General features: G+C 72.4%; 24 protein-coding genes. 8 read left to right on the forward strand and 16 right to left on the reverse strand.

From position 1 onward, the window contains the following. Positions 1 to 33 precede the first annotated feature (33 nt). The 4 genes from ACIHCL_RS31920 to ACIHCL_RS31935 all read left to right on the forward strand — a co-directional run bounded on the left by ACIHCL_RS31920 (position 34) and on the right by ACIHCL_RS31935 (position 3,640). Positions 34 to 813 carry a YitT family protein gene (locus ACIHCL_RS31920; protein ID WP_399867487.1) on the forward strand — a complete coding sequence of 260 codons (780 nt, stop codon included), beginning with the start codon at positions 34 to 36 and terminating at the stop codon, positions 811 to 813. Then, positions 810 to 1,574: a glycerophosphodiester phosphodiesterase gene (locus ACIHCL_RS31925; protein ID WP_399867489.1), complete on the forward strand. Its 765-nt coding sequence runs from the start codon at positions 810 to 812 to the stop codon at positions 1,572 to 1,574. Before ACIHCL_RS31920 ends, ACIHCL_RS31925 begins: the two co-directional genes overlap by 4 nt. 45 nt (positions 1,575 to 1,619) lie before the next feature. Beyond that, complete coding sequence (locus ACIHCL_RS31930; RefSeq protein ID WP_399867490.1) at positions 1,620 to 2,999, forward strand: MFS transporter; 1,380 nt, start codon at positions 1,620 to 1,622, stop codon at positions 2,997 to 2,999. Positions 3,000 to 3,265: 266 nt separating this feature from the next. Beyond that, positions 3,266 to 3,640 (forward strand): RNA polymerase-binding protein RbpA, encoded by a 375-nt coding sequence (locus tag ACIHCL_RS31935; RefSeq protein WP_399867492.1) that lies wholly within the window; start codon positions 3,266 to 3,268, stop codon positions 3,638 to 3,640. A 268-nt stretch (positions 3,641 to 3,908) separates the two neighbouring features. On the opposite strand, the gene fxsA is transcribed toward ACIHCL_RS31935, so the two are convergent. The 4 genes from fxsA to ACIHCL_RS31955 all read right to left on the reverse strand — a co-directional run bounded on the left by fxsA (position 3,909) and on the right by ACIHCL_RS31955 (position 8,101). After that, entirely contained in the window at positions 3,909 to 4,508 is a 600-nt protein-coding gene (fxsA, locus tag ACIHCL_RS31940; protein WP_399867493.1) for an FxsA family membrane protein, read from the reverse strand. A 101-nt stretch (positions 4,509 to 4,609) separates the two neighbouring features. Further along, positions 4,610 to 5,377, reverse strand: coding sequence for a polyprenol monophosphomannose synthase (locus tag ACIHCL_RS31945; protein WP_399867494.1), 768 nt, complete (start codon positions 5,375 to 5,377; stop codon positions 4,610 to 4,612). A gap of 568 nt (positions 5,378 to 5,945) precedes the next feature. Then, a complete protein-coding gene (locus ACIHCL_RS31950; protein ID WP_399867495.1) occupies positions 5,946 to 7,592 on the reverse strand; it encodes an amidohydrolase in 1,647 nt (548 codons plus the stop codon). A gap of 68 nt (positions 7,593 to 7,660) precedes the next feature. Continuing rightward, the gene (locus tag ACIHCL_RS31955; RefSeq protein ID WP_072489340.1) at positions 7,661 to 8,101 is read right to left on the reverse strand and encodes an Lrp/AsnC family transcriptional regulator; all 441 of its coding nucleotides are present in this window, start codon (positions 8,099 to 8,101) and stop codon (positions 7,661 to 7,663) included. 200 nt (positions 8,102 to 8,301) lie between these two features. Between ACIHCL_RS31955 and ACIHCL_RS31960 the strand changes: the two genes are divergently transcribed. Next, a complete protein-coding gene (locus tag ACIHCL_RS31960; RefSeq protein WP_399867496.1) occupies positions 8,302 to 8,700 on the forward strand; it encodes a hypothetical protein in 399 nt (132 codons plus the stop codon). Between the two features lie 463 nt (positions 8,701 to 9,163). On the opposite strand, the gene ACIHCL_RS31965 is transcribed toward ACIHCL_RS31960, so the two are convergent. After that, on the reverse strand, positions 9,164 to 10,336 hold the full coding sequence (locus ACIHCL_RS31965; protein ID WP_399867498.1) for an acyl-CoA dehydrogenase family protein: 1,173 nt from the start codon (positions 10,334 to 10,336) through the stop codon (positions 9,164 to 9,166). A gap of 367 nt (positions 10,337 to 10,703) precedes the next feature. Between ACIHCL_RS31965 and ACIHCL_RS31970 the strand changes: the two genes are divergently transcribed. Beyond that, on the forward strand, positions 10,704 to 11,951 hold the full coding sequence (locus tag ACIHCL_RS31970) for a glycoside hydrolase family 18 protein (RefSeq protein WP_399867500.1): 1,248 nt from the start codon (positions 10,704 to 10,706) through the stop codon (positions 11,949 to 11,951). A 117-nt stretch (positions 11,952 to 12,068) separates the two neighbouring features. Here ACIHCL_RS31970 and ACIHCL_RS31975 read toward each other — a convergent pair whose 3' ends face one another. Beyond that, on the reverse strand, positions 12,069 to 13,433 hold the full coding sequence (locus tag ACIHCL_RS31975; protein ID WP_399867501.1) for a peptidase C39 family protein: 1,365 nt from the start codon (positions 13,431 to 13,433) through the stop codon (positions 12,069 to 12,071). 183 nt (positions 13,434 to 13,616) lie between these two features. Here ACIHCL_RS31975 and ACIHCL_RS31980 point away from each other — a divergent pair, with 183 nt between their 5' ends. Then, on the forward strand, positions 13,617 to 14,243 hold the full coding sequence (locus tag ACIHCL_RS31980; RefSeq protein WP_399867503.1) for a uridine kinase: 627 nt from the start codon (positions 13,617 to 13,619) through the stop codon (positions 14,241 to 14,243). Positions 14,244 to 14,594: 351 nt separating this feature from the next. Then, a complete protein-coding gene (locus tag ACIHCL_RS31985) occupies positions 14,595 to 16,505 on the forward strand; it encodes an AAA family ATPase (RefSeq protein WP_399867504.1) in 1,911 nt (636 codons plus the stop codon). Between the two features lie 69 nt (positions 16,506 to 16,574). On the opposite strand, the gene ACIHCL_RS31990 is transcribed toward ACIHCL_RS31985, so the two are convergent. The 10 genes from ACIHCL_RS31990 to ribD all read right to left on the reverse strand — a co-directional run bounded on the left by ACIHCL_RS31990 (position 16,575) and on the right by ribD (position 25,189). Then, positions 16,575 to 17,672 (reverse strand): hemolysin family protein, encoded by a 1,098-nt coding sequence (locus ACIHCL_RS31990; RefSeq protein ID WP_399867506.1) that lies wholly within the window; start codon positions 17,670 to 17,672, stop codon positions 16,575 to 16,577. Then, on the reverse strand, positions 17,669 to 19,036 hold the full coding sequence (locus ACIHCL_RS31995; RefSeq protein ID WP_399867507.1) for a hemolysin family protein: 1,368 nt from the start codon (positions 19,034 to 19,036) through the stop codon (positions 17,669 to 17,671). Before ACIHCL_RS31995 ends, ACIHCL_RS31990 begins: the two co-directional genes overlap by 4 nt. A gap of 185 nt (positions 19,037 to 19,221) precedes the next feature. Further along, on the reverse strand, positions 19,222 to 19,692 hold the full coding sequence (locus ACIHCL_RS32000; protein ID WP_399867509.1) for a PH domain-containing protein: 471 nt from the start codon (positions 19,690 to 19,692) through the stop codon (positions 19,222 to 19,224). A gap of 33 nt (positions 19,693 to 19,725) precedes the next feature. Next, a complete protein-coding gene (hisG, locus tag ACIHCL_RS32005) occupies positions 19,726 to 20,574 on the reverse strand; it encodes an ATP phosphoribosyltransferase (protein WP_399867510.1) in 849 nt (282 codons plus the stop codon). A gap of 84 nt (positions 20,575 to 20,658) precedes the next feature. Beyond that, positions 20,659 to 20,931, reverse strand: coding sequence for a phosphoribosyl-ATP diphosphatase (locus ACIHCL_RS32010; protein ID WP_399867511.1), 273 nt, complete (start codon positions 20,929 to 20,931; stop codon positions 20,659 to 20,661). Positions 20,932 to 20,966: 35 nt separating this feature from the next. Continuing rightward, on the reverse strand, positions 20,967 to 21,452 hold the full coding sequence (ribH, locus tag ACIHCL_RS32015; RefSeq protein ID WP_399867512.1) for a 6,7-dimethyl-8-ribityllumazine synthase: 486 nt from the start codon (positions 21,450 to 21,452) through the stop codon (positions 20,967 to 20,969). An 82-nt stretch (positions 21,453 to 21,534) separates the two neighbouring features. Further along, positions 21,535 to 22,833, reverse strand: a complete 1,299-nt coding sequence (locus ACIHCL_RS32020; RefSeq protein ID WP_399867513.1) for a bifunctional 3,4-dihydroxy-2-butanone-4-phosphate synthase/GTP cyclohydrolase II — start codon at positions 22,831 to 22,833, stop codon at positions 21,535 to 21,537. Next, positions 22,830 to 23,474 (reverse strand): nicotinamide riboside transporter PnuC, encoded by a 645-nt coding sequence (locus ACIHCL_RS32025; protein WP_399867514.1) that lies wholly within the window; start codon positions 23,472 to 23,474, stop codon positions 22,830 to 22,832. The genes ACIHCL_RS32020 and ACIHCL_RS32025 overlap by 4 nt, the downstream gene beginning before the upstream one ends. After that, a complete protein-coding gene (locus tag ACIHCL_RS32030) occupies positions 23,471 to 24,088 on the reverse strand; it encodes a riboflavin synthase (RefSeq protein WP_399867515.1) in 618 nt (205 codons plus the stop codon). Before ACIHCL_RS32030 ends, ACIHCL_RS32025 begins: the two co-directional genes overlap by 4 nt. Then, complete coding sequence (gene ribD, locus ACIHCL_RS32035) at positions 24,089 to 25,189, reverse strand: bifunctional diaminohydroxyphosphoribosylaminopyrimidine deaminase/5-amino-6-(5-phosphoribosylamino)uracil reductase RibD (protein ID WP_399867517.1); 1,101 nt, start codon at positions 25,187 to 25,189, stop codon at positions 24,089 to 24,091. Between the last annotated feature and the right edge of the window lie 110 nt (positions 25,190 to 25,299).

Genomic DNA, 25,299 nt, shown 5'->3' on the forward strand with positions numbered 1-25,299 from the left:
GGCAATCCACTTCCACCACTTCAGGGGGCACTTTTGTCCATCACCCCCGCCCCTCCCGGGGCGCACCTTGCCCGAAGGCTCGTCCAGCTCTACGTCGGCCTGACGCTGTACGGGGTCAGTTCGGCGCTCCTGGTCCGCGCCGGCCTGGGCCTCGAGCCCTGGGGAGTGCTCCACCAGGGGCTCGCGGAGCGCACCGGGCTCTCCATCGGGGTCGTGTCCATCGTCGTCGGCGCCGTCGTGCTGCTGCTGTGGATACCGATGAGGCAGCGCCCCGGTCTCGGCACCGTCTCCAACGTGTTCGTCATCGGCGTCGCCATGGACGGCACGCTCGAGCTCGTTCCCGCCGTCCACGGCGTCCCGGCCAAAATCGCCGTGATGGCCGCTGGTGTGCTGCTCAACGGCGTCGCGACCGGCCTGTACATCGCGGCGCGGTTCGGCCCGGGGCCGCGCGACGGGCTCATGACCGGTCTGCACCGGCGCACCGGCCGCTCGATCCGGCTCATCCGCACCCTGCTGGAGGTCGCGGTCGTGGTGACCGGTTTCGCACTGGGCGGTTCCCTCGGCGCCGGTACGGTCGTCTACGCCCTGGCCATCGGCCCGCTCACCCAGTTCTTCCTGCGCCTCTTCGCCGTCGGGGAGGCGTCCACCGCGGCGGACGCGCATGCGGCGGGGGCCGGGGCGACGGCCGGGGACGGGCCGGCCCCCGGGGAGGCGCCGCCGTCCGGGAACGGGCCGTCCGACGCGTCCGGGTCGCCGGGCCGCGGCACCCACGTCACCGGCCGGTCACCGGGGCGGGCCATACTGCCCCGGTGACCTCCGTGCGCCATCCCTACCTGGACCACCCCACGACGATCCCGTTCGCCCATCGGGGCGGCGCCGCCGACGGGATCGAGAACACGACGGCCGCGTTCCGCCGTGCCGCCGACGCCGGGTACCGCTACTTCGAGACCGATGTGCACACCACGTCGGACGGCCGGCTGGTGGCTTTCCACGACGCGACCCTGGACCGGGTGACGGACAGCCGGGGCCGGATCGCCGAGCTGCCGTGGAGCGAGGTGCGACGGGCCAGGGTGGCGGGCCGTGAGCCGCTGCCGCTGTTCGAGGAGCTCCTGGAGACCTTTCCGCAGGCCCGCTGGAACATCGACATCAAGGCGTGGTCCGCGCTGGTCCCGCTGGTCGAGCTGATCCGCCGGACGAACGCCTGGGACCGGGTGTGCGTGGGCTCGTTCTCGGAGGCGCGGGTGGCCAGGGCCCACCGGCTCGCGGGTCCCCGGCTGGCCACGTCCTACGGGGTGCGCGGGGTGCTGGGCCTGCGCCTGCGCTCGTACGGCGTCCCGGCGGCGCTGCGCTCCGGCGCGGTGTGCGCGCAGGTGCCGGAGACCCAGAACGGGGTCAGGGTCGTCGACCGGCGCTTCGTGCGCGAGGCGCACGCCCGGGGGCTCCAGGTGCATGTGTGGACCGTGAACGAGCCCGAGCGGATGGCCGCGCTCCTCGACCTCGGGGTGGATGGCATCATGACCGATCACATCGAGACACTGCGCACAGTGCTGGACGAACGCGGGGCCTGGGCCTGACCCGCTCGCGCGCGGGGCTCACGGGGAGAGACGAGGGGGAACGGGTTGAGCACCGAGACCGCGGACGGCACCGGGTCGGCGGACCGCACGACGGGTCGCGACGCCGAGGCCAAGAGCCGTGTACGTGAACAACGCGGCTGGTATTTCTACGACTTCGCCTGCTCCGTCTATTCGACGAGCGTCCTGACGGTATTCCTCGGCCCCTATCTGACCTCTGTCGCCAGGGCGGCGGCCGACGCCGACGGTTTCGTGCACCCGCTCGGCATACCGGTGCGCGCCGGGTCGCTGTTCGCCTACTCGGTCTCGTTGTCCGTCGTGATCGCGGTGATCGCCATGCCGCTCGCGGGCGCCGCGGCGGACCGCACGGGCCGCAAGAAGCCACTGCTCGCGGCCGCCGCGTACACGGGGGCCGCCGCCACGACCGGCATGTTCTTCCTCGACGGGCACCGCTATCTGCTGGGCGCGTTCCTGCTGATCGTGGCGAACGCGTCCTTCTGCGTGGCGATGGTGCTCTACAACGCGTATCTGCCGCAGATCTCCGGGCCGGAGGAACGTGACGCGGTCTCCTCGCGCGGCTGGGCGTTCGGCTACACCTCGGGGGCGTTCGTCCTCGTCCTCGACCTGGTGCTGTACACGGCCCACGACTCGTTCGGGCTCTCCGAGGGGGACGCGGTACGGATCTGCCTCGCGTCGGCCGGTGTCTGGTGGGGCGTCTTCACGCTGATCCCCCTGCGGCGGCTGCGCGACCGGCGGACGTCTCGGGGCGGTGGCGGGGCCGCGGTCGGTTCGGGGTGGCGGCAACTGATCGCGACCCTGCGCGACATGCGCCGCCATCCGCTGACGCTCTCCTTCCTGCTGGCGTACCTGGTCTACAACGACGGGGTGCAGACGGTGATCTCCCAGGCGTCGATCTACGGCTCCGAGGAGCTGGGGCTCGACCAGACGACGCTGATCACGGCGGTGCTGCTGGTCCAGGTGCTCGCGGTGGCGGGGGCACTGGCGATGGGCCGGCTGGCCCGGCGGTACGGCGCGAAGCGCACCATCCTCGGCTCGCTCGTCGTCTGGACGCTGATCCTCCTCGCCGGCTACGTACTGCCCGCCGGCGAGCCGCTCTTCTTCTACGTGCTGGCCGCAGCGATCGGGACGGTGCTCGGCGGCAGCCAGGCGCTGTCGCGCTCCCTCTTCTCGCATCTGGTGCCGGCCGGCAAGGAGGCCGAGTACTTCTCCGCGTACGAGATGAGCGACCGCGGACTGAGCTGGCTGGGACCGCTGGCGTTCGGTCTCGCATATCAGCTGACCGGGAGCTACCGAGATGCGATCATCTCGTTGGTGGTCTTCTTCGTGATCGGTTCCGTACTGCTCGCAAGGGTGCCGATTCGCCAGGCCGTGGCCGCCGCGGGGAACCCTGTTCCGGAACGGATTTAGACGTTGAAGTGAAAGGCCGGTAGTGTACGCCTTTGGCCTGCCCGGGAGGACCGTTACTGCGAGTGGAAGAGGCAGAACCGTTGGGTGACAACTTCCGCTAGATGTGACAAACCGGGCATTGGCGGGTACCTCAACCCTGAAGAAGCAGCGGCACGACGGGCGACGCATGACCGGCAACGGGAATCTTTACCGCCGACCGGACGTTGACCGGATGACGACGACAGCGACACCTGTCCTGTGGGCGACAAGCCCGGGAGGCACGATTCATGAGTGAGCGAGCTCTCCGCGGCACGCGGCTCGTGGTGACCAGCTACGAGACGGACCGTGGCATCGATCTGGCCCCGCGCCAGGCGGTGGAGTACGCATGCCAGAACGGACATCGATTCGAGATGCCGTTCTCGGTGGAGGCGGAGATTCCGCCGGAGTGGGAGTGCAAGGCGTGCGGCGCCATGGCGCTCCTGGTGGACGGGGACGGCCCCGAGGAGAAGAAGGGCAAGCCCGCGCGCACGCACTGGGACATGCTCATGGAGCGGCGCACGCGCGAGGAGTTGGAAGAGGTGCTGGCCGAACGGCTGGCGGTTCTGCGCTCCGGAGCCATGAACATCGCCGTGCATCCGCGGGACAGCCGGAAGACCGCCTGACCGCAGAAGCACCGCAGTACGACAGAGCCGCGGGGGGGGGGGCCCCCCGGGGGGGGGGGCCCCGCCCCCGCGCGCCCCCCCGGGGGGGGGGGGGCCGCGGCCCCCCCCCCCCCCGCCCCGTTCGGGGCGGGGGGGGGGGGGCCGCCCGGGGGGGCGCCCCCCCCCCCCCCCGCGGCTCTGTCGCGTCGTGGGAGCGGGCCCGCGACATCCCGCCCGGCCGCCGTGAACGGGCCGGGTCGGCCCGGGGTGGCCCCGGGCCCGGCCGGAGTCAGGGCGTCAGCGGAGGCCGGGGGCCGTCGTCGGGGCGGGAACCCGGCTGCGGTGCGCCCTCGTGGCGGATGACCTCACCCTGCACGATCTTTCCGTCCGGCCGATGAATGCGAGCCTGCTGAAAGGCGTCGGAGAAGCTGCCGGGGGGCGCCGTGCGCATCCGGCGCCCCACCGAGCGCTCGGCGTACCGGCCCAGCGGCGCACGGACCTGCGGCACCAGCAGCAGGAGCCCCGCCACGTCGGAGACCAGCCCCGGGACGATCAGCAGCAGTCCGCCGAGCATCAGGAAGCCGTTGCCCCGGCCGCCCGAGGCGCCCGGCCGCCCGGTGTCGTCGGCACCGGGCTGCCCCGGCGTCTGCTGGAGCGTCTCGGTGAGGTTGCGGAAGGCCCGGCGGCCGGCCCGCTTCATCACGGCCGCTCCCAGGACGATCCCCGCTGCCAGGAGCAGCAGCACCGCGAACCCTCCGGCCGCGTCGGCCACGACGGTGAGCAGCCAGATCTCCAGCACCGCCCAGGCGGCGACGGCGAGCGGAACGAAGGTGCGGGCGCGTGAACGCCTCGGGGCGGTCGGGGGCGGTGTGCCTGTGCCGGTCGTCATGGTCCCCAGTGTGCCCGTACACGCGTACGCGCGGCGTAGGGGGGGTGATCGGCGGGCGGATCGCGGCATCGCGCCCCGCCCCTTCGACCGCCCTTTGAGGATCAGGTGCTCTTGCGGCCGAGGACCCGGTTCGCGCGGGAGGCGACCCCCCAGGAGGTGACCCGCCACAGCGCCTCGACGACGATGTCGCGGCTCATCTTCGAGTCGCCGACCTCGCGGTCCACGAACGTGATCGGGACCTCAACCACGTGGTACCCGGCCTCGACGGCGCGACGGGCCAGATCGACCTGGAAGCAGTACCCCTGGGAGGCGACGCTGTCGAGGCCGATGCCCTTCAGCGTCTCGGTGCGGAAGGCCCGGTAGCCGCCCGTGACGTCCCTGGTCCGCAGCCCGAGGAGGATCCGGGAGTAGGTGCTGCCGCCGCGCGAGATCATCTCCCGGGACTTCGGCCAGTTCACCACCCGGCCGCCCGGCACCCAGCGGGAGCCGAGCACCAGGTCGGCGCCCTTGAGCGCGGTGAGCAGCCGGGGCAGTTCCTCGGGCTGGTGGGAGCCGTCGGCGTCCATCTCCACGAGCACGCCGTAGCCGTGCTCCATGCCCCAGTGGAAGCCGGCGAGATAGGCGGCGCCCAGCCCTTCCTTGCCCTCGCGGTGCAGTACCTGGACCTGTTCGTCGTCGGCGGCGATCTCGTCGGCGACCTTGCCGGTGCCGTCGGGGCTGTTGTCGTCGGCGACCAGGATGTCGGCCTCCGGCACGGCGGAGCGCACCCGGCTGACGATCGGCTTGATGTTCTCGGCCTCGTTGTAGGTCGGAATGATCACCAAGGTTCTGCCGAGCGGGCCGTATCGCCTCTGACCGCCGTCGTTCACTTACTGCCCCTTCAGTCCGTACGCAGATGCACACCATATCCAGCGCCAGGGGGCCGTACGCCTACGCGGTCGGGCGGCGGCGGGCACCGGCCGCGGACAGAAGGAGGGAAGTACGGACAGAAAAGGGCGGGCGGAATAACACGGGCGCGGCCGTGGCGCGGAGACTGCGGATGGGGGCCCGGCGCCCTTCGGGCCGGCCTGGGAGCCGCTGGCTGCGGATCGACCGAGAGCCGTTGTCTACTGAACGTCCGGGCCCCACCCGGGTCGCACCCCCGTCCGGCGATGCCCTCCCTCGCCGCCGAGGCGCGGGCGCTGAACCTGGCTGTCAGTGGCGGTGCGCGCGTGCGGCACACCACCCCGTGACCCAGCGGCGTTCGACGACTGCGTGGAAGTTCGACCGGTCGGGCGTCCTGTGGTGGACCCGGCCGAACCTACCCGCCGGTGGGCGCGTTCTGTCAATACCCACCTGACCTGCGACGTTCACGGATCCTGCCTGATCAGTGGCGAAGATCCGCAGGTCGTGACCGAGCGTCGGACCCCTCGCTCGACGGTGCGAAATGTCCGCACGTCACTCGTTCGGCCGTACGTAGACCGTTTGTCCGAAGACCACCGTCCGCAGGCAGACGGGGAGTTCGGCGCCCGGGCTGAGGTCCGGCAGTCCGGGGGTGCCCGACCTCGGATCGGTCGACCAGCGGGCGACCCGGTCGTCCGGTGCCTGAACCACCAGGCCGCCGGTGCGCCAGACCGCGTAGTCGGCCGGTGCGCCGGGCACCAGCGTGCCCGCGTCGTCGCGGCCGACGGCCCGCCAGCCGCCCCTGGTGTGGGCGGTGAAGCCCGCGCGCACGGAGATCCGGTGGTCGGGCGTGCGGTGGAAGGCGGCGGCGCGCACGGTCCCCCAGGGGTCCAGCGGGGTCACCGGGCTGTCCGAGCCGAACGCCAGCGGCACACCGGCCCGCAGGAGCGCCGCGTACGGGTTGAGGGTCCTGGCCCGCTCGGCGCCGAGCCGCCGCGCGTACATGCCGTCCTCCCCGCCCCAGGCGGCGTCGAAGGCGGGCTGCACCGAGGCGGTCAGGCCCAGCTCCGCGAAGGCGGCGACCGTCTCGGGGGTGAGCATCTCGGCGTGCTCGACGCGGTGCCGGGCGGCCCGGATCCGGGCGAGGCCGAGCCGTTCGGCCGCGGCTCGGACGCCTTCCACCACGGCGGTGACCGCCGCGTCGCCGATGGCGTGGAAACCGGCCTGCAGTCCGGCCTCGGTGCAGGCGGCGACATGGGCGGCGATCCGCGCCGCGTCGAGATGGGCCGTGCCCGTGTGCCCGGCCGGGCCGTCGGCGTACGGCTCGTGCAGGCAGGCGGTGTGCGAGCCGAGCGAGCCGTCGACGAAGAGGTCTCCGGCGGCGCCCACCGCGCCGAGTTCCCTGATGCGGCGGGCGTCCTTCTCGTCGGCGACCTCCTGCGCCCAGTACCCGAAGACCCGCGGCCCGGGCTCCTCGGCGGCGAGTCCGAGCAGCCCGGTGAAGTCCTCCTCGTCGGAGATGTCCGGGCCGCCGCACTCGTGCACGGCTCCGATGCCCAGGGAGGCGGCGTGGCGCAGGGCGGCCCGCTGGGCCTCGGCGCGCTGGCGCGGGGACACGGCGCCGTGGGCCGCGGCGCGCACCGCGTGATGGGCGGCGTCGGTGAGCGGGGCGTCGGGGTGGTAGCCGGTCAGCGCGGTGACCCCGGGGACCAGGTCGAGCAGGGCGGTGGTGACGACCGCGGAGTGCACGTCGACGCGGGGCAGGTACACCGGTCGGCCGCCGGCGGCGGCGTCGAGTTCGGCGCGCGACGGCGGGCGCTGCTCCGGCCAGCGCGCAGCGTCCCAGCCGTGGCCGAGGACGACCCGGTCGGCGGGGTGCGCGGCCACGTACGCGCGCAGCAGACCGAGCGCCTCGTCGAGGGTCCGGGCGGTGGAGAGGTCGAGGCCCGTGAGCGCCAGGCCGGTCGACGTGGTGTGCACATGGGCATCGGTGAACGCGGGGGTGACCAGGGCGCCTTCGAGGTCGACCACCTCGTCGACGCCGCTCGTGAAGGCGTCGGCGGCCCCTTCGGAGCCCACCCAGGCGACGTGGCCGCGTTCCACGACCATGGCGGTGGCGAAGGGGTCGGCGGGACTGTGGACGTCCCCACCACGCAGCAGCACGGTGCGGTGTTCGCTCTGGGGTGCGGTGCTCTCGGTCATGGGACCAGTCTCCCGCCTGCCCGGAACCGCGTGGTCCGCGGCCCCCTCGGATCGTCGGCGGCCGGGCCTCAGATCCTCGGCGGCCGGGCCTCGTACGGTGTGGACAGGACGACGGTGGTGCGGGTGGAGACACCGGCCAGCGAGCGGATCCGGGTGAGCAGGTGCTCCAGCTCCAACGGGGTCGCGACCCGCACCTTGAGGATGTAGTTCTCGTCCCCGGCGACGCTGTGGCACGCCTCCAGCTCGGGGACGTCCGCGAGCCGCTCCGCGATGTCGTCCGGCGCGCTCGGGTCGAAGGGTTTCACCGAGATGAACGCGGTGAGCGGCAGGCCGACGGCCTCCGGGTCCACGACCGCGGCGTAGCCCCGGATCACCCCGCGCTGCTCCAGCCTGCGCACGCGCTGATGAACGGCCGACGTGGACAGGCCCGTGGCCTTGCCCAGGTCGGTGTAGCTCATCCGCCCGTCCTTGACGAGCAATTCAACGATCTGTCGGTCCAGCTCCTCCATGCGGTCAACTTATTGCCCGGGGCCGTCCAGGAACAGCGGTGAGGGCCCTGGAGCGGCACCCACGCCCGTCATGTGACGAACGCCACACGTTTATGACGGGGTGGCCCGCCACCTCGCGGTTACGGCCGACGCCCGACGGGAAGTGCTTGGTGTGGTCCAGGCCACCGCGCCTGACCGGGCACCCGAGGGGGGATATTCCCATGCAGAGCCTGAAGCTCACCGATCGCTCCGAGCCGGAATCCGTCGTGCCGGACGAGGACGTCGTTCCCGATCCGTACGACATGTTCGAGATGTACCGGGTGACCTGCCCGGACTGCGCGCAGCCGATCGCGCTGCTGGCCGACGAGGACGTGCTGCCGGAGCACGCGCTGTGCCCGACTCCGTGGAACCCGTTCGTCCTGAAGGTCTGCTCCGGTACGGGCCGCACGGTCTCCCGGACGCGGCCCGCGGACGAGTCGCGCGATTCCCAGGAGCAGGACACCGGCCTGCTGTTGACACTGCCCCAGGGGCTCGACTGGAGGACGCAGCCCTTCTCGCACGCCGGCGGTCCGGGCTCGCGCCCGATGCGCGCGCCGCGCCCGCGCCGCGCGGCAGCCTGAGCCACGTCCCGCCCTCGCGGTGCGGCCCGGACCCCTCCGGGCCCCTCCGCCGGAGCCGCGAGGCCGTCGAGGCGGTTCCCCGACGCGACACAGAGGCGGGCGCCGGCCGGGCGGGGCGGCCCCGGCGCGGCCGGACGACGCCGGGGAATGGCCGAACGGACTCTCGAATCGATCGGGCAGTGACTCCGCCCCGCCTCGCACCGTTGGCCGGGTATGACCCCGCCGCATACAACGGCCGGTGCCGGTCGTCGCCGTCTTGCCGCCCCGGCCGCCGAAGAATCGGTTCCGCAGTCCGATGCGCAGTCGGCGCTCCGGACGCCGCCGCCGCACTCCGCCGATCCCCCCATCTTCCGGGCGCTGCTGCGTCATTGGGAACGCAACGGGCGGACCCTTCCGGGCCACCGGGACCAGGAGTGGAACCGGATCACGACGACGCCCGTGTGGTCGGAGCGGCCGCTCCGGCTCAGCGGGTCTCGGGACCCGCGAGATGACGGGCGATGACCATCCGCTGGATCTGGTTGGTGCCCTCGACGATCTGGAGCACCTTGGCCTCACGCATCAGCCGCTCCACGGGGAAGTCGGCGGTGTACCCGTAGCCGCCGAGCACCTGGACGGCGTCGGTGGTGACCTGCATCGCCGCGTCCGTGCAGAACAGCTTGGCCATGGCCGCCTGACGTGAGAAGGGCCTGCCCGCGTCGCGCAGCCGGGCCGCCTCCAGGTACAGCGCCCGGCCCGCCTCGATCCGGGTGGCCATGTCGGCGAGCATGAACCGCAGGCCCTGGAAGTCGGCGATGGGGCGGCCGAACTGCTGCCGTCCGGTGGCGTAGGAGACGGCCTCGGCCAGGGCCGCCTGGGCGACCCCGATCGCGCAGGCGGCGATGCCCAGCCGCCCGGAGTCCAGCGCGGACAGGGCGATCGCGAAGCCCTGGCCCTCGTCGCCGATGCGGCGCGCGTCGGGGATCCGTACACCGTCGAAGTTCAACTGGGCGGTGGGCGAGCCCTTCATGCCCATCTTCTTCTCGGGCGCGGCCGCGTTCAGCCCCTCGGCGTCCCCGGGCACGAGGAAGGCGGTGATGCCGCGGGGCCCCTCGACACCGGTGCGCGCCAGGACCGTGTAGAAGTCGGCGATCCCGCCGTGGGTGATCCACGCCTTGGTGCCGGTGATGACCCAGTCGTCCCCGTCCCGCACGGCCTTCGTGCGGAGCGAGGCGGCGTCGGAGCCGGAGGCCGGCTCGGAGAGGCAGTAGGCGCCCAGCAGGCCCCCGCCCAGCATCGCCGGGAGGTGCGCGTCCCGCTGCGCCTCGGTGCCGTAACCGGCGAGCGCGTGGCAGGCGAGGGAGTGGACGCTGACACCGAGGCCGACGGTGAGCCGGGCGGCCGCGAGCTCCTCGAGGACCTGGAGGTAGACCTCGTACGGCTGGTCGCCGCCGCCGTGACCGGAGTCGTAGGGCAGCCCGAGCAGCCCGGATGCGGAGAGCAGGGTGAAGACCTCGCGCGGGAACCGGCCCGCCTCCTCCTCCTCGGCCGCCTGCGGGGCGATCTCCCGCTGGGCGATGTCGCGGACGAGGGCGAGCAGTTGCCCGGCCTCCTCGGTCGGCAGACGGCGTTCCACCGAGTGCGGGGCACGGTCGGACATGTTGTGCTCTCCTCCCTGTCGGGCGTTGCGACGGTCGCGCGCGCGGGGTGTGGGCGGCACCGCCGAAGGCGTTCGGACAGCGCCCGAGGGAGCACTGCCACCCAACCGATGCCCGCCCCCCGGATTACGAGAGCTGCTGGCCAGCGGCTGTGGCGGCATGAGTATGCCCGATCGGACGATATCCGTCACGAGGTCTGCGGGCGACTCGGCGGCGGGTGCGGCCAACAGCGAGGTTGGTCCGAACCATTGACCCAACTGGTCTAGTCCATCTACGGTTTCACCGGATCGGCCTTTCCGCGTTCATGCCAAATTCGTGGAACGGCCGGGCTCCCCCCACCCGACGCTCCCTCCCCCACGAGGAGACCAGATGTCCGGACAGCACCGCGCCCGCACCCGCGTACGGGCGTTCGCCGCGGCCGCTTGTACCACCGCACTCGGCGCCGCCCTGCTGGGCGTGGCCGCCACCGCCCCGGCGGGTGCGACCCCCGCGGCGGCCGCATCCCCCACGGCGGCCGGCGACAAGGTGGTCGGCTACTTCACCAACTGGGGTGTCTACCAGCGTGATTACCACGTCAAGAACATCGAGACCTCGGGCTCGGCCGACAAACTCACCCACATCAACTACGCGTTCGGCAATGTGACCGGCGGCAAGTGCGCGATCGGCGACTCGTACGCCGACTACGAGAAGGCCTACACCGCCGACCAGTCGGTCGACGGCGTGGCCGACACCTGGGACCAGGACCTGCGCGGCAACTTCAACCAGCTGCGCAAGCTGAAGAAGCTGCACCCGGACCTCAAGGTCATCTGGTCGTTCGGCGGCTGGACCTGGTCCGGCGGGTTCGGAGAGGCGGCGAAGAACCCGGCCGCGTTCGCCGAGTCCTGCTACAACCTGGTCGAGGACCCCCGCTGGGCCGATGTCTTCGACGGCATCGACATCGACTGGGAGTACCCCAACGCCTGTGGTCTCACCTGCGACACCAGCGGACGCGAGGCCTACGGCAACCTGATGGCCGCGCTGCGCTCCAAGTTCGGCGCGGACAACCTGGTCACCGCGGCGATCCCCGCCGACGCCTCCGACGGCGGCAAGCTCGACGCGGTCGACTACGGCGGCGCCGCCCAGTACGTCGACTGGTACAACCCGATGACCTACGACTACTTCGGCGCCTGGGACGCGCAGGGGCCGACCGCCCCGCACTCCCCGCTGAGCTCCTACGAGGGTATCCCGCAGGAGGGGTACAACAGCGAGGCCACCATCGCCAAGCTGAAGGAGGCGGGCGTCCCCGCCTCCAAGCTGCTGCTCGGCATCGGCTTCTACGGCCGCGGCTGGACCGGCGTCACCCAGGATGCGCCCGGCGGCACCGCCACCGGCGCGGCCCCCGGCACGTACGAGGCGGGCATCGAGGACTACAAGATCCTCAAGAACAGCTGCCCGACGACCGGCACGGTGGCCGGGACGGCGTACGCGCGCTGCGGCAACAACTGGTGGAGCTACGACACCCCGGCCACCATCGCCGGGAAGATGGACTACAAGAACCAGCAGGGCCTCGGGGGCACCTTCTTCTGGGAGCTCAGCGGTGACACCACGGACGGGGAGCTGATCAAGGCGATCGGCTGAGAGGCGTCCGGCCCGTCGGGGCCGGATACGAACCGCGCGGCCGGGCGACCCCACCCCCGGCCGCGCGGTGCATCCCGGCCCCCGGACCGCCGCCGGGCGGGATCGGGGGCCTTCGGGTCAGCGCACCCCGACGGCGGCGAGGGCCCGCCGCTGGGCGGGGGTCGGACGCTCCGGGAAGTACAGGTAGCAGACGCCGCCGGTGCCGGAGGCCACCTTTCCGCTCGCGTTGTAGCGCTTGGTGCGCAGCCAGATCGTCTCCCACTCGCGCCGCCGGTAGACCCGGCGCACCGCCTCGTTGTCCGGTGAGGCCGGGTCATTGGCGATCACATCGCCGTCCGCGGTGAACCCGATCACGGTCATCAGGTGGCCGGAGGTCCCGTACCCGGCGCCGGTCAGCTCCTCCTTGAGGAAGGACTGCGAGGTGATGACCGGGATGCCCGCCCGGACCAGGTTCTCCACGTCCGTGAGCGAGCCGAGCCGGGTCACCACCGCGTTCATGTCGTGGTAGGTCGCGGCGTAGGCGGCGTTGAACGGCCAGTTGCCGCAGCCCTCGTACTGGTAGTCGTACGTGAATCGGGCCGCGTGGCAGACCTGCGGGTCGGCGAGGCCGGGTTCGACCCAGGCGAGGTCCTCGGCGGTGGGGCGGCGGCCCCAGTACTCGATGATCATCTGCGAGGACGTGGGGCTGCACCACGCCTCACCGCCGTTGTCGTACTCCGGGTACTGTCCGGCGTGGATGTTCTGCGAGTAGCGCGGCACCCGCAGTTCCCGGACGAGACCGGGGGCGCTGGCGGGCACGGTGAAACGGTCGGGGACGTCGGACGCCATGGCGCCCAGCCGCCACACGGTGGGCGTGAGACGCGTGCCCGGGGTGCGGTGGAGGGTGAGCCGCAGCCGGTAGGAGACCAGCCGCAGCCCGCTCGCCGGGTCGTCCACCGAGAAGGTGTCGGTCCAGACGGAACTCCTGCCGTCGCCCTGGTCGTCGACGGAGGTCCGGCGGATGTCGCCGTCGCCCGAGGCCCAACGGCCCATCACGTACCACGGGGTCCAGGTGGCGTCCGAGTAGCGGCCCTGGAGCTCGATCTGGATCCAGGTCCCCTCGGGGGTGTGCGCGTTCCAGGAGGCGATCACCTCGGTCGCCGGAACGGACGACCGGTGGAGCGGCGAGGTCCAGCTCGCGTACTCCCAGGCGAGGGGCCGCCCCGTGTGCGGGTCGGTGTAGTCGGTGCGGCCCTCGGGCCGGCCGATCACGAGGCCGGGGCGGCGGCCCTCGACGGCACGGGTGCCGGCGCCGAAGCCGCTGCGCCAGTCGGTGTGCGTGTGCCAGAAGCGGTTGTCCACGGGAACGGTGGTGGCCGAGGGGGTGGCGGACGGGGTGATGGCGGTGCCGACGGCGTACGCGGAGCCGGTCGACAGCGTGCCGGCGGCGGCCGCCGCGAGGGCGGCGCTCAGCACGGTCCTGCGCGAGGTCGGTCTGTTCATGGGCGGGACCCCCGGTCGTGAGCTCGTGAACGGAATGCCGTGTGCGGGTGCGCGACAGTGCGCCAACTATCGCGGTTCACGGCCGGATCCGACCAGCGGCAGGGCACCCGAAGAACCACCAATATTGGTCTGGTCCACTGGCATGACCTGCGGGCGTCGCGGACCGGCTCGTAGGCTGGGGCCATGAACGACCTCTCGTCCCTCGCCGCGCGACTGCGCGCCCTGGCGCCGTCCTGCGGTCCGGTGCGACTGGTCGCCGTCGACGGTCACGCGGGATCGGGGAAGAGCACCTTCGCGTCCCGGCTCGCCGCCGCGCTCGGCGGCGCCCCCGTGCTGCGCCTGGACGACCTGGCCACCCACACGTCCTTCTTCACCTGGACGGACAGGCTGCGGGAGCAGGTGCTCGATCCCCTGTCGCACGGCGAGCGGGCCCGCTACGCGCCGTACGACTGGAACGCCCGGACGTTCGGGCCGGCGCGGAGTCTGGACCCGGCGCCGGTGGTCCTGATCGAGGGGGTCGGCGCCGGCCGCCGTGCGCTGCGCCCGTGCCTGGCGCGGCTGCTGTGGATGGACCTGCCCGCGGACGAGTCGTGGGCGCGGGGCCGCCACCGGGACGGGCCCGCTCTGTCGGCGTTCTGGGACGCGTGGACGGCGGCCGAGACGGAGCACTTCTCGGCCGATCCCTCGCGGCCCCACGCGGACGCTCTGGTACGGCAGTTGCCGGTGGGCTACGCGTGCGAGGAGGGCCCTCGCCCGGCGGCGGCCGGGTCACGGACGGTGAGCAGAGCCGGGCTCCGTATCAAGTACTGAGAAATCGGCCCGGATGACCCCAACTCGGCTTGACCAGAGGACGGTACAGGTCCTACGTTCTCAATGTGCGGCTTTTCGGAGCCCTCACAAACACGAAGCCCCCGGTTGTTCCCCCGTGATCGGGGGCTTCGTTCTGCCCGCGCGCCTCCTCTCCCCCACGTGCCAGGCGCCCCCGCTCACCCTCGGTCACGGCTCCCGTTCTGCTTGCGGAGCCCTTATTCGAGCACTCCCCGCACCGGTACGATGCCTCTCGGTGCGGTCAATTCCCGCCTGCGGCACGGTTTTTTGGCACGCCCCGGCGGGCAGGTCGTGCGGCGGGACATCCTGGGGGCACGGTTTGTGGGGGACCAGATGGACATCGGCACACCGGGCGCACAGGCCCCCGCCGACCTCGCCTGGCTGCGCGGCGTGGACGCCTACACCATGGGCGCCTACCCCCAGGCCGAGGAGGAGTTCAGGGCGGCGGTGCGCATCGACCCCGGCATGGCGGACGGCTGGCTGGGCCTCCACGCGCTGAGAGTCGACACCACGACCGCGCTGCTGCGCATGCACCGGCACCGCGAGCGCTTCGGCGAGCAGCGCACCCGCCATCGACGCACGCTCAATTCCTGGTACTGGCTGGGCTGGTGGGTGCAACCGGTCCTGGAGAGCCCGCGCGACCTGCTGCTCGCACACGCCTCGCACTGGCTGGACGGGCGGCACATCCCCGAACTGGATCGCGCCCTGGCCGATCTGCCGCCGGTGGACGCGGACCCGCAGGTGCGCTTCCTGCACGCATGCCGCTCCTACCTGGTCAAGGACTGGGAACGGCTCGTGCGCCACACCGAACAGCTCATCGACGATCCGGTGCTCGGGATCGAGGCGGGGCTGTTCGGCGGGATGGCACGGGTACGGCTGGAGATGTACGGGCAGGCCGAGCCGCTGCTCGCCACCGCGCTGATGCGCTGCCGCAGCGAGCAGCCGCAGCGCAAGGAGCTGCGCTACTGGCTGGCCCGTGCGCACGAGGGAACGGGCCGCAGCGCCGCCGCGCTGCCGCTGTACCGGGCGGTGCACCGGATCGACCCCGCGTTCATGGACACCTCGGCCCGGCTCGCCGCCATCGCGGAGTACGACGGTCTCGACGGCCCGGACGAGGTCGCCGGCATCACCGCGGTGCCCCTGGCCGGGCCGGGCGCGGACGCCGCGGCCGACCCCCAGCCGGACGTGGACGCGATCCCCGGCGCCGGCCTGGACGCCCGGGATCCGTGGCCGGAAGGCGACCTGCCCGGCCTCGGCGCCCTCGCGGTGCCCCCGCCGCCCGACGGGGCTCGGCGCAGGACCTCGGGGCCCGGGGCGACGTCGGCGCCCTTCCCGGCCGGGCCCAGCGACCCGGTGCTGCTCGCCGAGGCGCTGGCCCAGTTGGAGCGGATGGTCGGTCTGGACCCCGTCAAACGCCAGGTGAAGGCGCTCTCCGCACAGCTGAACATGGCTCGGTTGCGGGCGGGCCAGGGGCTGCCGGTGCAGCCGCCGAAGCGCCATTTCGTCTTCTCGGGCCCGTCCGGCACCGGCAAGACCACCGTGGCCCGCATCCTGGGCCGGGTCTTCTACGCGCTCGGGCTGCTCGGCGGCGACCATCTCGTCGAGGCCCAACGGTCCGATCTGGTGGGCGAGTTCCTCGGCCAGACCGCGGTCAAGGCGAACGAGCTGATCGACTCGGCCCTCGGCGGGGTGCTCTTCGTCGACGAGGCGTACAGCCTCTCCAACACCGGCTACAGCAAGGGGGACGCCTACGGCGACGAGGCCCTCCAGGTCCTGCTGAAGCGGGCGGAGGACAACCGGGACCATCTCGTCGTCATCCTCGCGGGCTATCCGGAGGGCATGGACCGGCTGCTGGCCGCCAATCCGGGGCTCTCGTCGCGCTTCACCACCCGGGTGGACTTCCCCAGCTACCGGCCTGACGAGCTCACCGCGATCGGTGAGGTGCTGGCCGCCGAGAACGGCGACGTGTGGGACGAGGAGTCCCTGGAGGAACTGCGTTCCATCAGCTCGCACGTCGTCGGCCAGGGCTGGATCGACGAACTGGGCAACGGGCGCTTCCTGCGCACCCTGTACGAGAAGAGCTGCGCCTACCGCGATCTGCGGCTCTCCACGTACCCGGCGGAGCCGGGCCGGGACGATCTGGCGACCCTGCGGCTGCCCGACCTGATGCAGGCGTACGGCGAGGTGCTGTCCGGCCGGGGCCCGGTGGACCGGGGCCCGCAGGAGCCGCCGACGGTGCTGTGAGTCCGCCCCGGCGGCCGTCCGGAACGCCGGGCGGGCCAAAGACCCGGCCGACGTTCCGGAGCGGACGGTTCAGCGGACGGCCGCGGTGAGTCCGCCGTAGCCGGTCGTCGTCTCGGCGGCCCGGCGCGGCACCGAGATCCGGTGGGCCGGGTCACGCACCTCGCCGACCAGCGTCTCCAGCACGTCCTCCATGGCGACGAGGCCCAGGACCCGGCCGGAGGAGTCGGCGACCTGCGCAAGGTGCGTCGCGGCGCGCCGCATCACGGTCAGGGCGTCGTCGAGGGGCAGCTCGGCCCGTACAGTCGCCATCGGGCGCCAGACGTGCTGGGGGACGGCCCGGTCGACGTCCTCCAGGTCCAGCACGTCCTTGACGTGCAGATACCCCATGAACGGCCCGCCGCCCTCCGCACACACCGGGAAGCGCGAGAATCCGGTCCGCACAGTCAGCTCCTCGATCCGGCGCGGGGTGACGGACGGGGCCACCGTGACCAGCGACGCGCGCTTGAGCAGCACGTCCGTGACGGGCCTGCTGCCGAGTTCCAGGGCGTCCTCCAGCCGTTCCTGCGCCTCCGGCTCCAGCAGACCGGCCTGGCCGGAGTCCTCCACCAGCCGGTTGAGCTGCTCACTGGTGAAGACCGCGTCCACCTCGGCCTTCGGCTCGACACCGAAGAGCCGCAGCACCAGCCCGGAGCAGGCGCCCAGGGCCGAGGTGACCGGGCGGCAGAGGCGGGCGAAGCCCACGAGCCCCGGGCTGAGCCACAGCGCGGTCTTCTCCGGCGCCGCCATGGCGAGGTTCTTCGGGACCATCTCGCCGATGACGAGGTGGAGGAAGACCACGGAGACGAGGGCCAGGACGTAGCCGAGCGGGTGGATGAGCCCCTCGGGCAGGTGGATCGCCTCGAAGACCGGCTCCAGCAGACGCGCGACGGTCGGTTCGGCGACGGCGCCGAGGGTGAGGGAGCAGACGGTGATGCCGAACTGGGCGGCGGCCATCATCTGCGGCAGGTTCTCCAGGCCGTACAGGACCTGGCGGGCGCGTCCGGAGCCGGCCGCGGCGGCGGGTTCGATCTGGCTGCGCCGTACGGAGACGAGAGCGAACTCGGCGCCGACGAAGAAGCCGTTCGCCAGCACGAGAAGAACCGCGAACAGCAGGTGGACCAGGCTCATCGCACGGCCTCCAGGACCGGCTGGGGCACCGGGGCACCGGCGGGAGCGGTGGCGTCCGCCGTGCGGGCGAAGCGGACCTTCTCGGCCCGGTAGTGGCCGACCTGGCGGACGGAGATCCGCCAGCCGGGCAGCTCGGCGCGGTCGCCGGGGGCGGGGATGCGCCCCAGCAGGTCGGCGACGAGTCCGGCGACGGTCTCGTACGGTCCGTCGGGGACGTCGAGACCTATCCGGCGCAGGGTCAGGACCCGGCAGCTCCCGTCGGCGTCCCAGGCCGGGTGGCCGTCCTCGGGGGCGGCGGGGACCAGCTCGGGCCGGTCGGCGCCCTCGGCATCGTGCTCGTCCCTGACCTCGCCGACGAGTTCCTCGATGATGTCCTCCAGCGTGACGACCCCGGCGGTGCCGCCGTACTCGTCGACCACGACGGCTATCGGCTGCTCCTTGCGGAGCCGCTGGAGGAGCTGCTCGACCGGCAGGGTCTCGGGGACCAGCAGCGGCGGGACGGCGATCCGGCCGGCGGTGGTGCGCAGCCGTTCCTCCGCGGGCACGGCGAGCGCGTCCTTGAGGTGGATCATTCCGACGACCTCGTCGATGCGCTCCCGGTAGACCGGGAAACGGGACAGGCCGGTGGCGCGGGTGAGGTTGAGGACGTCCTGGGCGGTCGCCGACGTCTGCAGGGCGCTGACCCTGACCCGCGGGGTCATGACGTGCTGAGCGGTGAGTCCGGCGAGCGACAGGGTCCGGACGAAGAGATCGGCGGTGTCCTGTTCGAGGGTGCCGGCCTCGGCGGAGTGCCGGGCCAGGGAGACCAGCTCGCCGGGGGTGCGGGCGGAGGCCAGTTCATCGGTGGGCTCGACGCCCAGCAGGCGCACCAGCCGGTTGGCGACCTCGTTCAGCAGGCTGATGACCGGCCGGAACGCGGCGGAGAAGCGGTACTGGGGGCCGGCGACGAAGCGGGCCACCTGGAGCGGCCGGGAGACCGCCCAGTTCTTGGGTACGAGTTCGCCGATCACCATCTGGACGGCGGAGGCCAGCAGCATCCCGGTCACCACGCCGATGCCGGACACGGCGCCTTCGGGCAGACCGATCGCGGTGAGGGGGCCGTCCAGCAGCCGGGCGAGGGCCGGTTCGGCGAGCATGCCCACCACCAGTGAGGTGATGGTGATGCCCAGCTGGGTGCCGGAGAGCTGGAAGGAGAGTTCCCGCAGGGCCCGGACGACGGTGCGGGCCCGTCGATCGCCTTCGGCGGCGGCGCGTTCGGCGTCCGGCCGCTCCACCGTGACGAGCCCGAATTCGGCCGCCACGAAGAATCCGTTGGCGAGGATGAGAAGGAATGCCGCGCTCAGAAGCAGCAAGGGGATGGTCATGCCGCCGCCTCCGCGGAGGGGGCGGCGCAGGTACTACCGGACGATCCGTCCATTGCCGGAAGGAGTCACTCCTTGGGTCGCAGGAAAGCCCCGCCGGTCTCGAAGACCGTTCGTGCGGGGCGGGGCGCCCTGGGGCGCCGCCGTTCTCCAGAGTAATCAAGAACGGCTCCTGCCGGGCAGTGGGATCAGCCGTTGTCCGTACCCGTACCGGCGCTGGTCCCGTGGCGCTCGGCGAGGGCGCGCAGGGCGCGGGCGTCCCGGATGGCCTGCTGTTTGCCGATCCCCGGCTGGATGCCGAGCGCGGGCAGACTGGTTCCGTCGTTCAGGTCCAGGAAGACCCAGGGGTCGCCCGGGCGGAGGTTCACGCGGAGGATCTCCGGCCAGGACAGCCGGCGCGTCCGGGTGAGGTTGACCACGGTCACGCCGCTCTCGTTGGCGACGACCTTCGGGCGGCTGAGGAGCGCGAGCACGCCGAAGAACAGCAGCGCGGTGAAGACGAAGCTGGACCGCTCCCCCGGGCTCAGCTGCTCCAGGGTGAGGGCGACGGCGGTGATGACGGCGAACATGGCCGCCCCCACGGTCAGCAGGACCGCCCGGGTTCGGGTCGGCCGGAACGTGACCGGGAGTGCGGGGAGCTCGGGCGCGGGGCCGGACATGGTGTTCTGCGTCTCCGGGAGGTGGCCCGGCCGTCAGAGACGGCAGGCGTGGATGGCGGTGGTGAGGATGGCGCGGGCGCCGAGGTCGTACAGATCGTCCATGATCCGCTGGGCCTCGCGGGCGGCGACCATGGAGCGGACGGCGACCCAGCCCTCGTGGTGGAGCGGGGAGATGGTCGGCGACTCCAGGCCCGGGGTGAGGGCGACCGCGCGCTCCAGGTGCTCGACGCGGCAGTCGTAGTCCATCATCACGTAGCTGCGGGCGACCAGGACGCCCTGGAGGCGGCGGAGGAACTGCTGGACCTTGGGGTCGTCGGCCGGGGCTCCGGTGCGGCGGACGACGACGGCCTCCGATGTCATGATCGGCTCGCCGATCACTTCGAGTCCGGCGTTGCGCAGGCTGGTGCCGGTCTCGACGACGTCGGCGATGACCTGGGCGACTCCGAGTTCGATGGCGGTCTCGACCGCGCCGTCGAGGTGGACGACGGAGGCGTTCACTCCCAGGTCGGCGAGGTGCTTGGCGACGATGCCCTCGTAGGAGGTGGCGACCGTCTTGCCGTCGAAGTCCTGCGGGCCCTGGGCCACGCCCGGCTTGGTGGCGTAGCGGAAGGTGGAGCGGGCGAAGCCGAGCTGGAGGATCTCCTCGGCGTCGGCGCCCGAGTCCAGCAGCAGGTCGCGGCCGGTGATGCCGATGTCGAGGCGGCCGGAGCTGACGTAGATCGCGATGTCGCGGGGCCGCAGGTAGAAGAACTCGACCTGGTTCTCGGGGTCGACGAGGACGAGTTCCTTGGACTCCTTGCGCTGCTGGTAGCCGGCCTCATGGAGCATCGCCATCGCGGGCGCGGAGAGTGATCCCTTGTTGGGGACGGCGATGCGCAGCATGGGGTCTGGTTCCTTTGCGAGGAGTGGTCGTGTCCGGGGTATGCGGATGTGCGGTGTGCGGGGCGGTGCCCCGCACGGGTGGTTTCAGAGGTGGGCGTAGACGTCGTCGAGGGAGATCCCGCGGGCGACCATCATCACCTGGACGTGGTACAGGAGCTGGGAGATCTCCTCGGCGGCCGCGTCCTTGCCCTCGTGCTCGGCGGCCATCCAGACCTCGGCGGCCTCCTCGACGATCTTCTTGCCGATGGCATGGACGCCCTTGTCCACCAGTTCGGCGGTGCGGGAGGTGGAGGGGTCGCCGTTGGCGGCCTTGAGCTGGAGCTCGGCGAAGAGCTCTTCAAAGGATTTGTTCGCCATGATGCTTCTTAGCCTACGGGGTCCGGCCCCCTCGATCAGCGCCAGGGCTCGCTGACCGTACGCAGAGTGGTGGCGGTGGCGACGGCCGCGGTGACCGCCTCGTGCCCCTTGTCCTCGGCGGAGCCCTCCAGCCCGGCCCGGTCCAGCGCCTGTTCCTCGGTGTCGCAGGTGAGCACGCCGAAGCCGACCGGGACTCCGGTGTCGACGGCCACCTGGGTGAGGCCGTGGGTGACGCCCTGGGACACGTATTCGAAGTGGGGGGTGCCGCCGCGGATGATCACTCCCAGGGCGACGACCGCGTCGTAGCCGCGTCCGGCGAGGACCTTCGCGACCACGGGGAGTTCGAAGCTGCCGGGCACCCGCAGCAGGGTCGGTTCGTCGATGCCCAGCTCGCGCAGGGCGCGCAGCGCGCCGTCCACGAGGCCGTCCATGACCTTCTCGTGCCACTGCGCGGCGACGACCGCCACGCGCAGGTCGCCGCAGTTGCGTACGGTCAGTTCGGGTGCGCCCTTGCCGCTCATGTTCTCTCCTACCGGTCGTTCTGCGGTCTCGTCGTTCGAGTGGTGTGCGTCTTGTACACGTGGTCCGAGTCGCGCGTGTCCGTCACTGGTTGGCGCAGGTCGGCGCCGTGGCGGCGTCGAGCCAGGGCAGGTCGTGCCCCATGCGGTCGCGCTTGGTGCGCAGATAGCGCAGGTTGTGTTCGCCGGCCTTGACGGGCATGGGCTCGCGGCCGGTGACGGCCAGGCCGTGCCGCAGGATCGCGGTCGTCTTGTCGGGGTTGTTGGTCATGAGCCGCAGGCTGCGCACGCCGAGATCCTTGAGGATCTGGGCGCCGGCGGCGTAGTCGCGGGCGTCGGCGGGCAGGCCGAGCTCCAGGTTGGCGTCGAGGGTGTCGGCGCCGCGCTCCTGGAGTTCGTAGGCGCGCAGCTTGGACAGCAGGCCGATGCCCCGGCCCTCGTGGCCGCGCAGGTAGACGACGACGCCGCGGCCCTCCTCGGTGATGCGCCGCATGGAGGCGTGCAGCTGGGGTCCGCAGTCGCAGCGCTGCGACTGGAAGACGTCGCCGGTCAGGCATTCGGAGTGGACGCGCACGAGGACGTCGTCGCCGTCCGCGATGTCGCCGTGGACGAGCGCGACGTGCTCGACGCCGTCGGCCGTGGAACGGTAGCCGTACGCGGTGAACGGGCCGAAGCCGGTAGGCAGCCGCACCTCGGCCTCGCGGCGCACGGTCGGCTCCGAGCTGCGGCGGTAGGCGATCAGGTCCTCGATGGAGATGATCGTCAGGCCGTGCTTGCGGGCGAACGGGACCAGCTGCGGCAGCCGCAGCATCGTGCCGTCCTCGGCGGCGATCTCGACGATGGCCCCGGCGGGGCGCAGTCCGGCGAGCCGGGCGAGGTCCACGGCGGCCTCGGTGTGGCCGTTGCGGACCAGGACGCCGCCGGAGCGGGCGCGGAGCGGGAAGACGTGGCCGGGCCGTACGAAGTCGCCGGGGGCCGCCGCGCCGGAGGCGAGCAGGCGCAGTGTGGTGGCCCGGTCGGCGGCGGAGATGCCGGTGGTCACGCCGTGGGCGGCCGAGGCGTCGACCGAGACGGTGAACGCGGTGCCCATCGACTCGGTGTTCTGATCGACCATCTGCGGCAGTTCGAGGCGTTCGAGTTCGCCGTGCTCCATGGGCGCGCAGATCAGTCCGCGGCACTCGCTCATCATGAACGCGACGATCTCGGGGGTGGCCTTCTCGGCGGCGATCACGAGGTCGCCCTCGTTCTCGCGGTCCTCGTCGTCGACGACCACGACGGGCCGGCCGGCCGCGATGTCGCGGATGGCCTGCTCGACGGGGTCGAGCGCGAGGTCCTCGGCCACGTGCTCGTCCTCCTGGCGCAGCCAGGCGGGCTGGACGGTCATGCCGTCGCTCCTTCCAGGGCGGGGGTACGGGAACGCAGCCACCAGTCGCGCATGCCCCACAGGACCAGGGCGCCGTACACGATGTAGATGAGGCCGGAGAAGGCGAGCCCGCTGTGGAAGTTCAGCGGGACGCCGACCAGGTCGACGAGGAGCCAGGCGAACCAGAACTCGACCATGCCACGGGCCTGGGCGAACATCGCGACGAGTGTGCCGGCGAAGATGTACGCGTCCGCCCACGGGCTCCAGGACAACGAGGGGAAGGCGGTGAACAGGCCGCCGACCGCGAGGGTGCCGAGCGCCGCCCCGGCCAGCAGCAGGCCGCGCTCGCGCCAGGTCGCGAAGCGGACCGCGATGGAGCCGTCCTGCGCCTGCCGCCTGCCCCGGTTCCACTGCTGCCAGCCCCAGACCGCCACGGCGATGACGACGAGCTGCTTGCCGACGCTTCCGGCCTGCTGCACGGAGACGTTGGCGGCCACCAGGACGACGCCCGACAGGAGCTGGGCGGGCCAGGTCCACACGGACCGGAGCCAGCCCAGGGCCAGCGCGAACAGACCGACCGTGTTGCCGATCATGTCGGACCAGATGATGTGCTGTCCGAAGGCGGTGAACGCCTCCGCGTTCAGCCAGTTCAGCGCGGTCACTTCGCCGGCTCCTCGGGCTCGGGCGCGGCGTTGCCGAGCAGCCGCTCGACGTACTTCGCGATGACGTCCACCTCCAGGTTGACCGGGTCGCCGGGCTGCTTGATGCCGAGCGTGGTCAGGGCGAGGGTGGTCGGGATGAGGCTGATGGTGAAGTAGTCGGGTCCGGCATCGACCACGGTCAGGCTGACGCCGTCGACGGTGATCGACCCCTTCTCCACGACGTAGCGGGTCAGATGGGCGGGCAGGGAGACCTTCACGATCTCCCAGTGCTCGGACGCCCTCCGCTCGACGATGCGGCCGGTGCCGTCGACGTGGCCCTGCACGATGTGCCCGCCGAGCCTGCCGCCGACCGCCATGGGGCGCTCCAGGTTGACCCGGGAGCCCGCTTCCAGGGCGCCGAGGCCGGACCGGTTCAGGGTCTCCGCCATCACGTCGGCGGTGAACTCGCCGTCGCCGAGGTCGACGACGGTGAGGCAGACGCCGTTGACGGCGATGGAGTCGCCGTGCTTGGCGCCCTCGGTGACCAGGGGCCCGCGCAGGCGGAAGCGGGAGGCGTCGCCGAGCTTCTCGACGGCGGCGACCTCACCCAGTTCTTCCACGATTCCGGTGAACATTCAGTCTTCCTTCCGGGCGGTTCCGGGGACGGCGGTGACGCGCAGATCGGGACCGATGCGGACGGCCTCGGTCACATCGAGGCGCAACGCCTCGGAGATGGTGGGGATTCCGGCGTCGGCGAGGGCCGCGGGGCCTGCGCCGAGGAGTACGGGGGCGAGATAGCCGACGACCTTGTCGACCGTTCCCGCGGCGATGAAGGCCCCGGCCAGGGTCGGGCCGCCTTCGAGGAGCACGGAGCGGACGCCGCGTGCGTACAGGGCGTCGAGCAGGGCGGGGACGGCGAGGCCCGGTCCGGTGGCGGCGCGCGGCAGCCGCAGCACGGTCTCCTCGGGGAGGTGGCGGGCGTCGGCGTCCTCGGCGACGGCGATCAGGGTGGGTGCGGCGCCGTCGAGGACGCGGGCACCGGGGCGCACGGCTCCGGCGCCGGTGTCCACCACCACCCGCAGGGGCTGCACGGCCCCCTCGACACCGCGCGCCGCGAGCTGGGGGTCGTCGGTGCGCGCGGTCCCGGAGCCGACCACCACGGCGTCGGCCTCGGCACGCAGCCGGTGGACGTCGGCGCGGGAATCGGGCGAGGTGATCCAGCGGCTGGTTCCGTCGGCGGCCGCGATCCGGCCGTCGAGGGTCGCCGCGTACTTCCACAGGACGTAGGGGCGGCCGAGGCGCACCGAGGTCAGCCAGGCCGCGTTGCCCGCCTCGGCCTCGTCCGCGAGCAGTCCCCGCCCGACCGCGACCCCGGCCGCGCGCAGGGTGTCGGCACCGCCGATGGCCTGCGGGTTCGGGTCGGCGACCGCGTAGACGACGCGGCTGATCCCGGCCTCGGCGAGCGCCTGGGCGCAGGGGCCGGTGCGGCCGGTGTGGTTGCAGGGTTCGAGCGTGACGTAGGCGGTGCCGCCCCGGGCCCGGTCGCCCGCGGCGCGCAGGGCGTGGATCTCGGCGTGCGGCCCGCCGGCGCGCCGGTGGTGTCCTTCACCGGCGGGGCGGCCCTCGGCGTCGAGGATGACGCAGCCGACCACGGGGTTGGGGCTGGTGGAGCCGAGACCGCGGGCCGCGAGGGCGATCGCGCGGCGCATGGCGGTGATGTCGGCTGCGGTGTCCACCGGGTCCTCCTGCCTCTTCGGGCACGGACTCCGGGGCCTGTCGACGACGACAGAAGAAGCGGGAACGCGACAGGGGACGCCGAATGCCGAGAACACGGACGGTTCGGTTG

This window comes from Streptomyces sp. NPDC052042 (genome assembly GCF_044548345.1).
GTDB lineage: Bacteria > Actinomycetota > Actinomycetes > Streptomycetales > Streptomycetaceae > Streptomyces.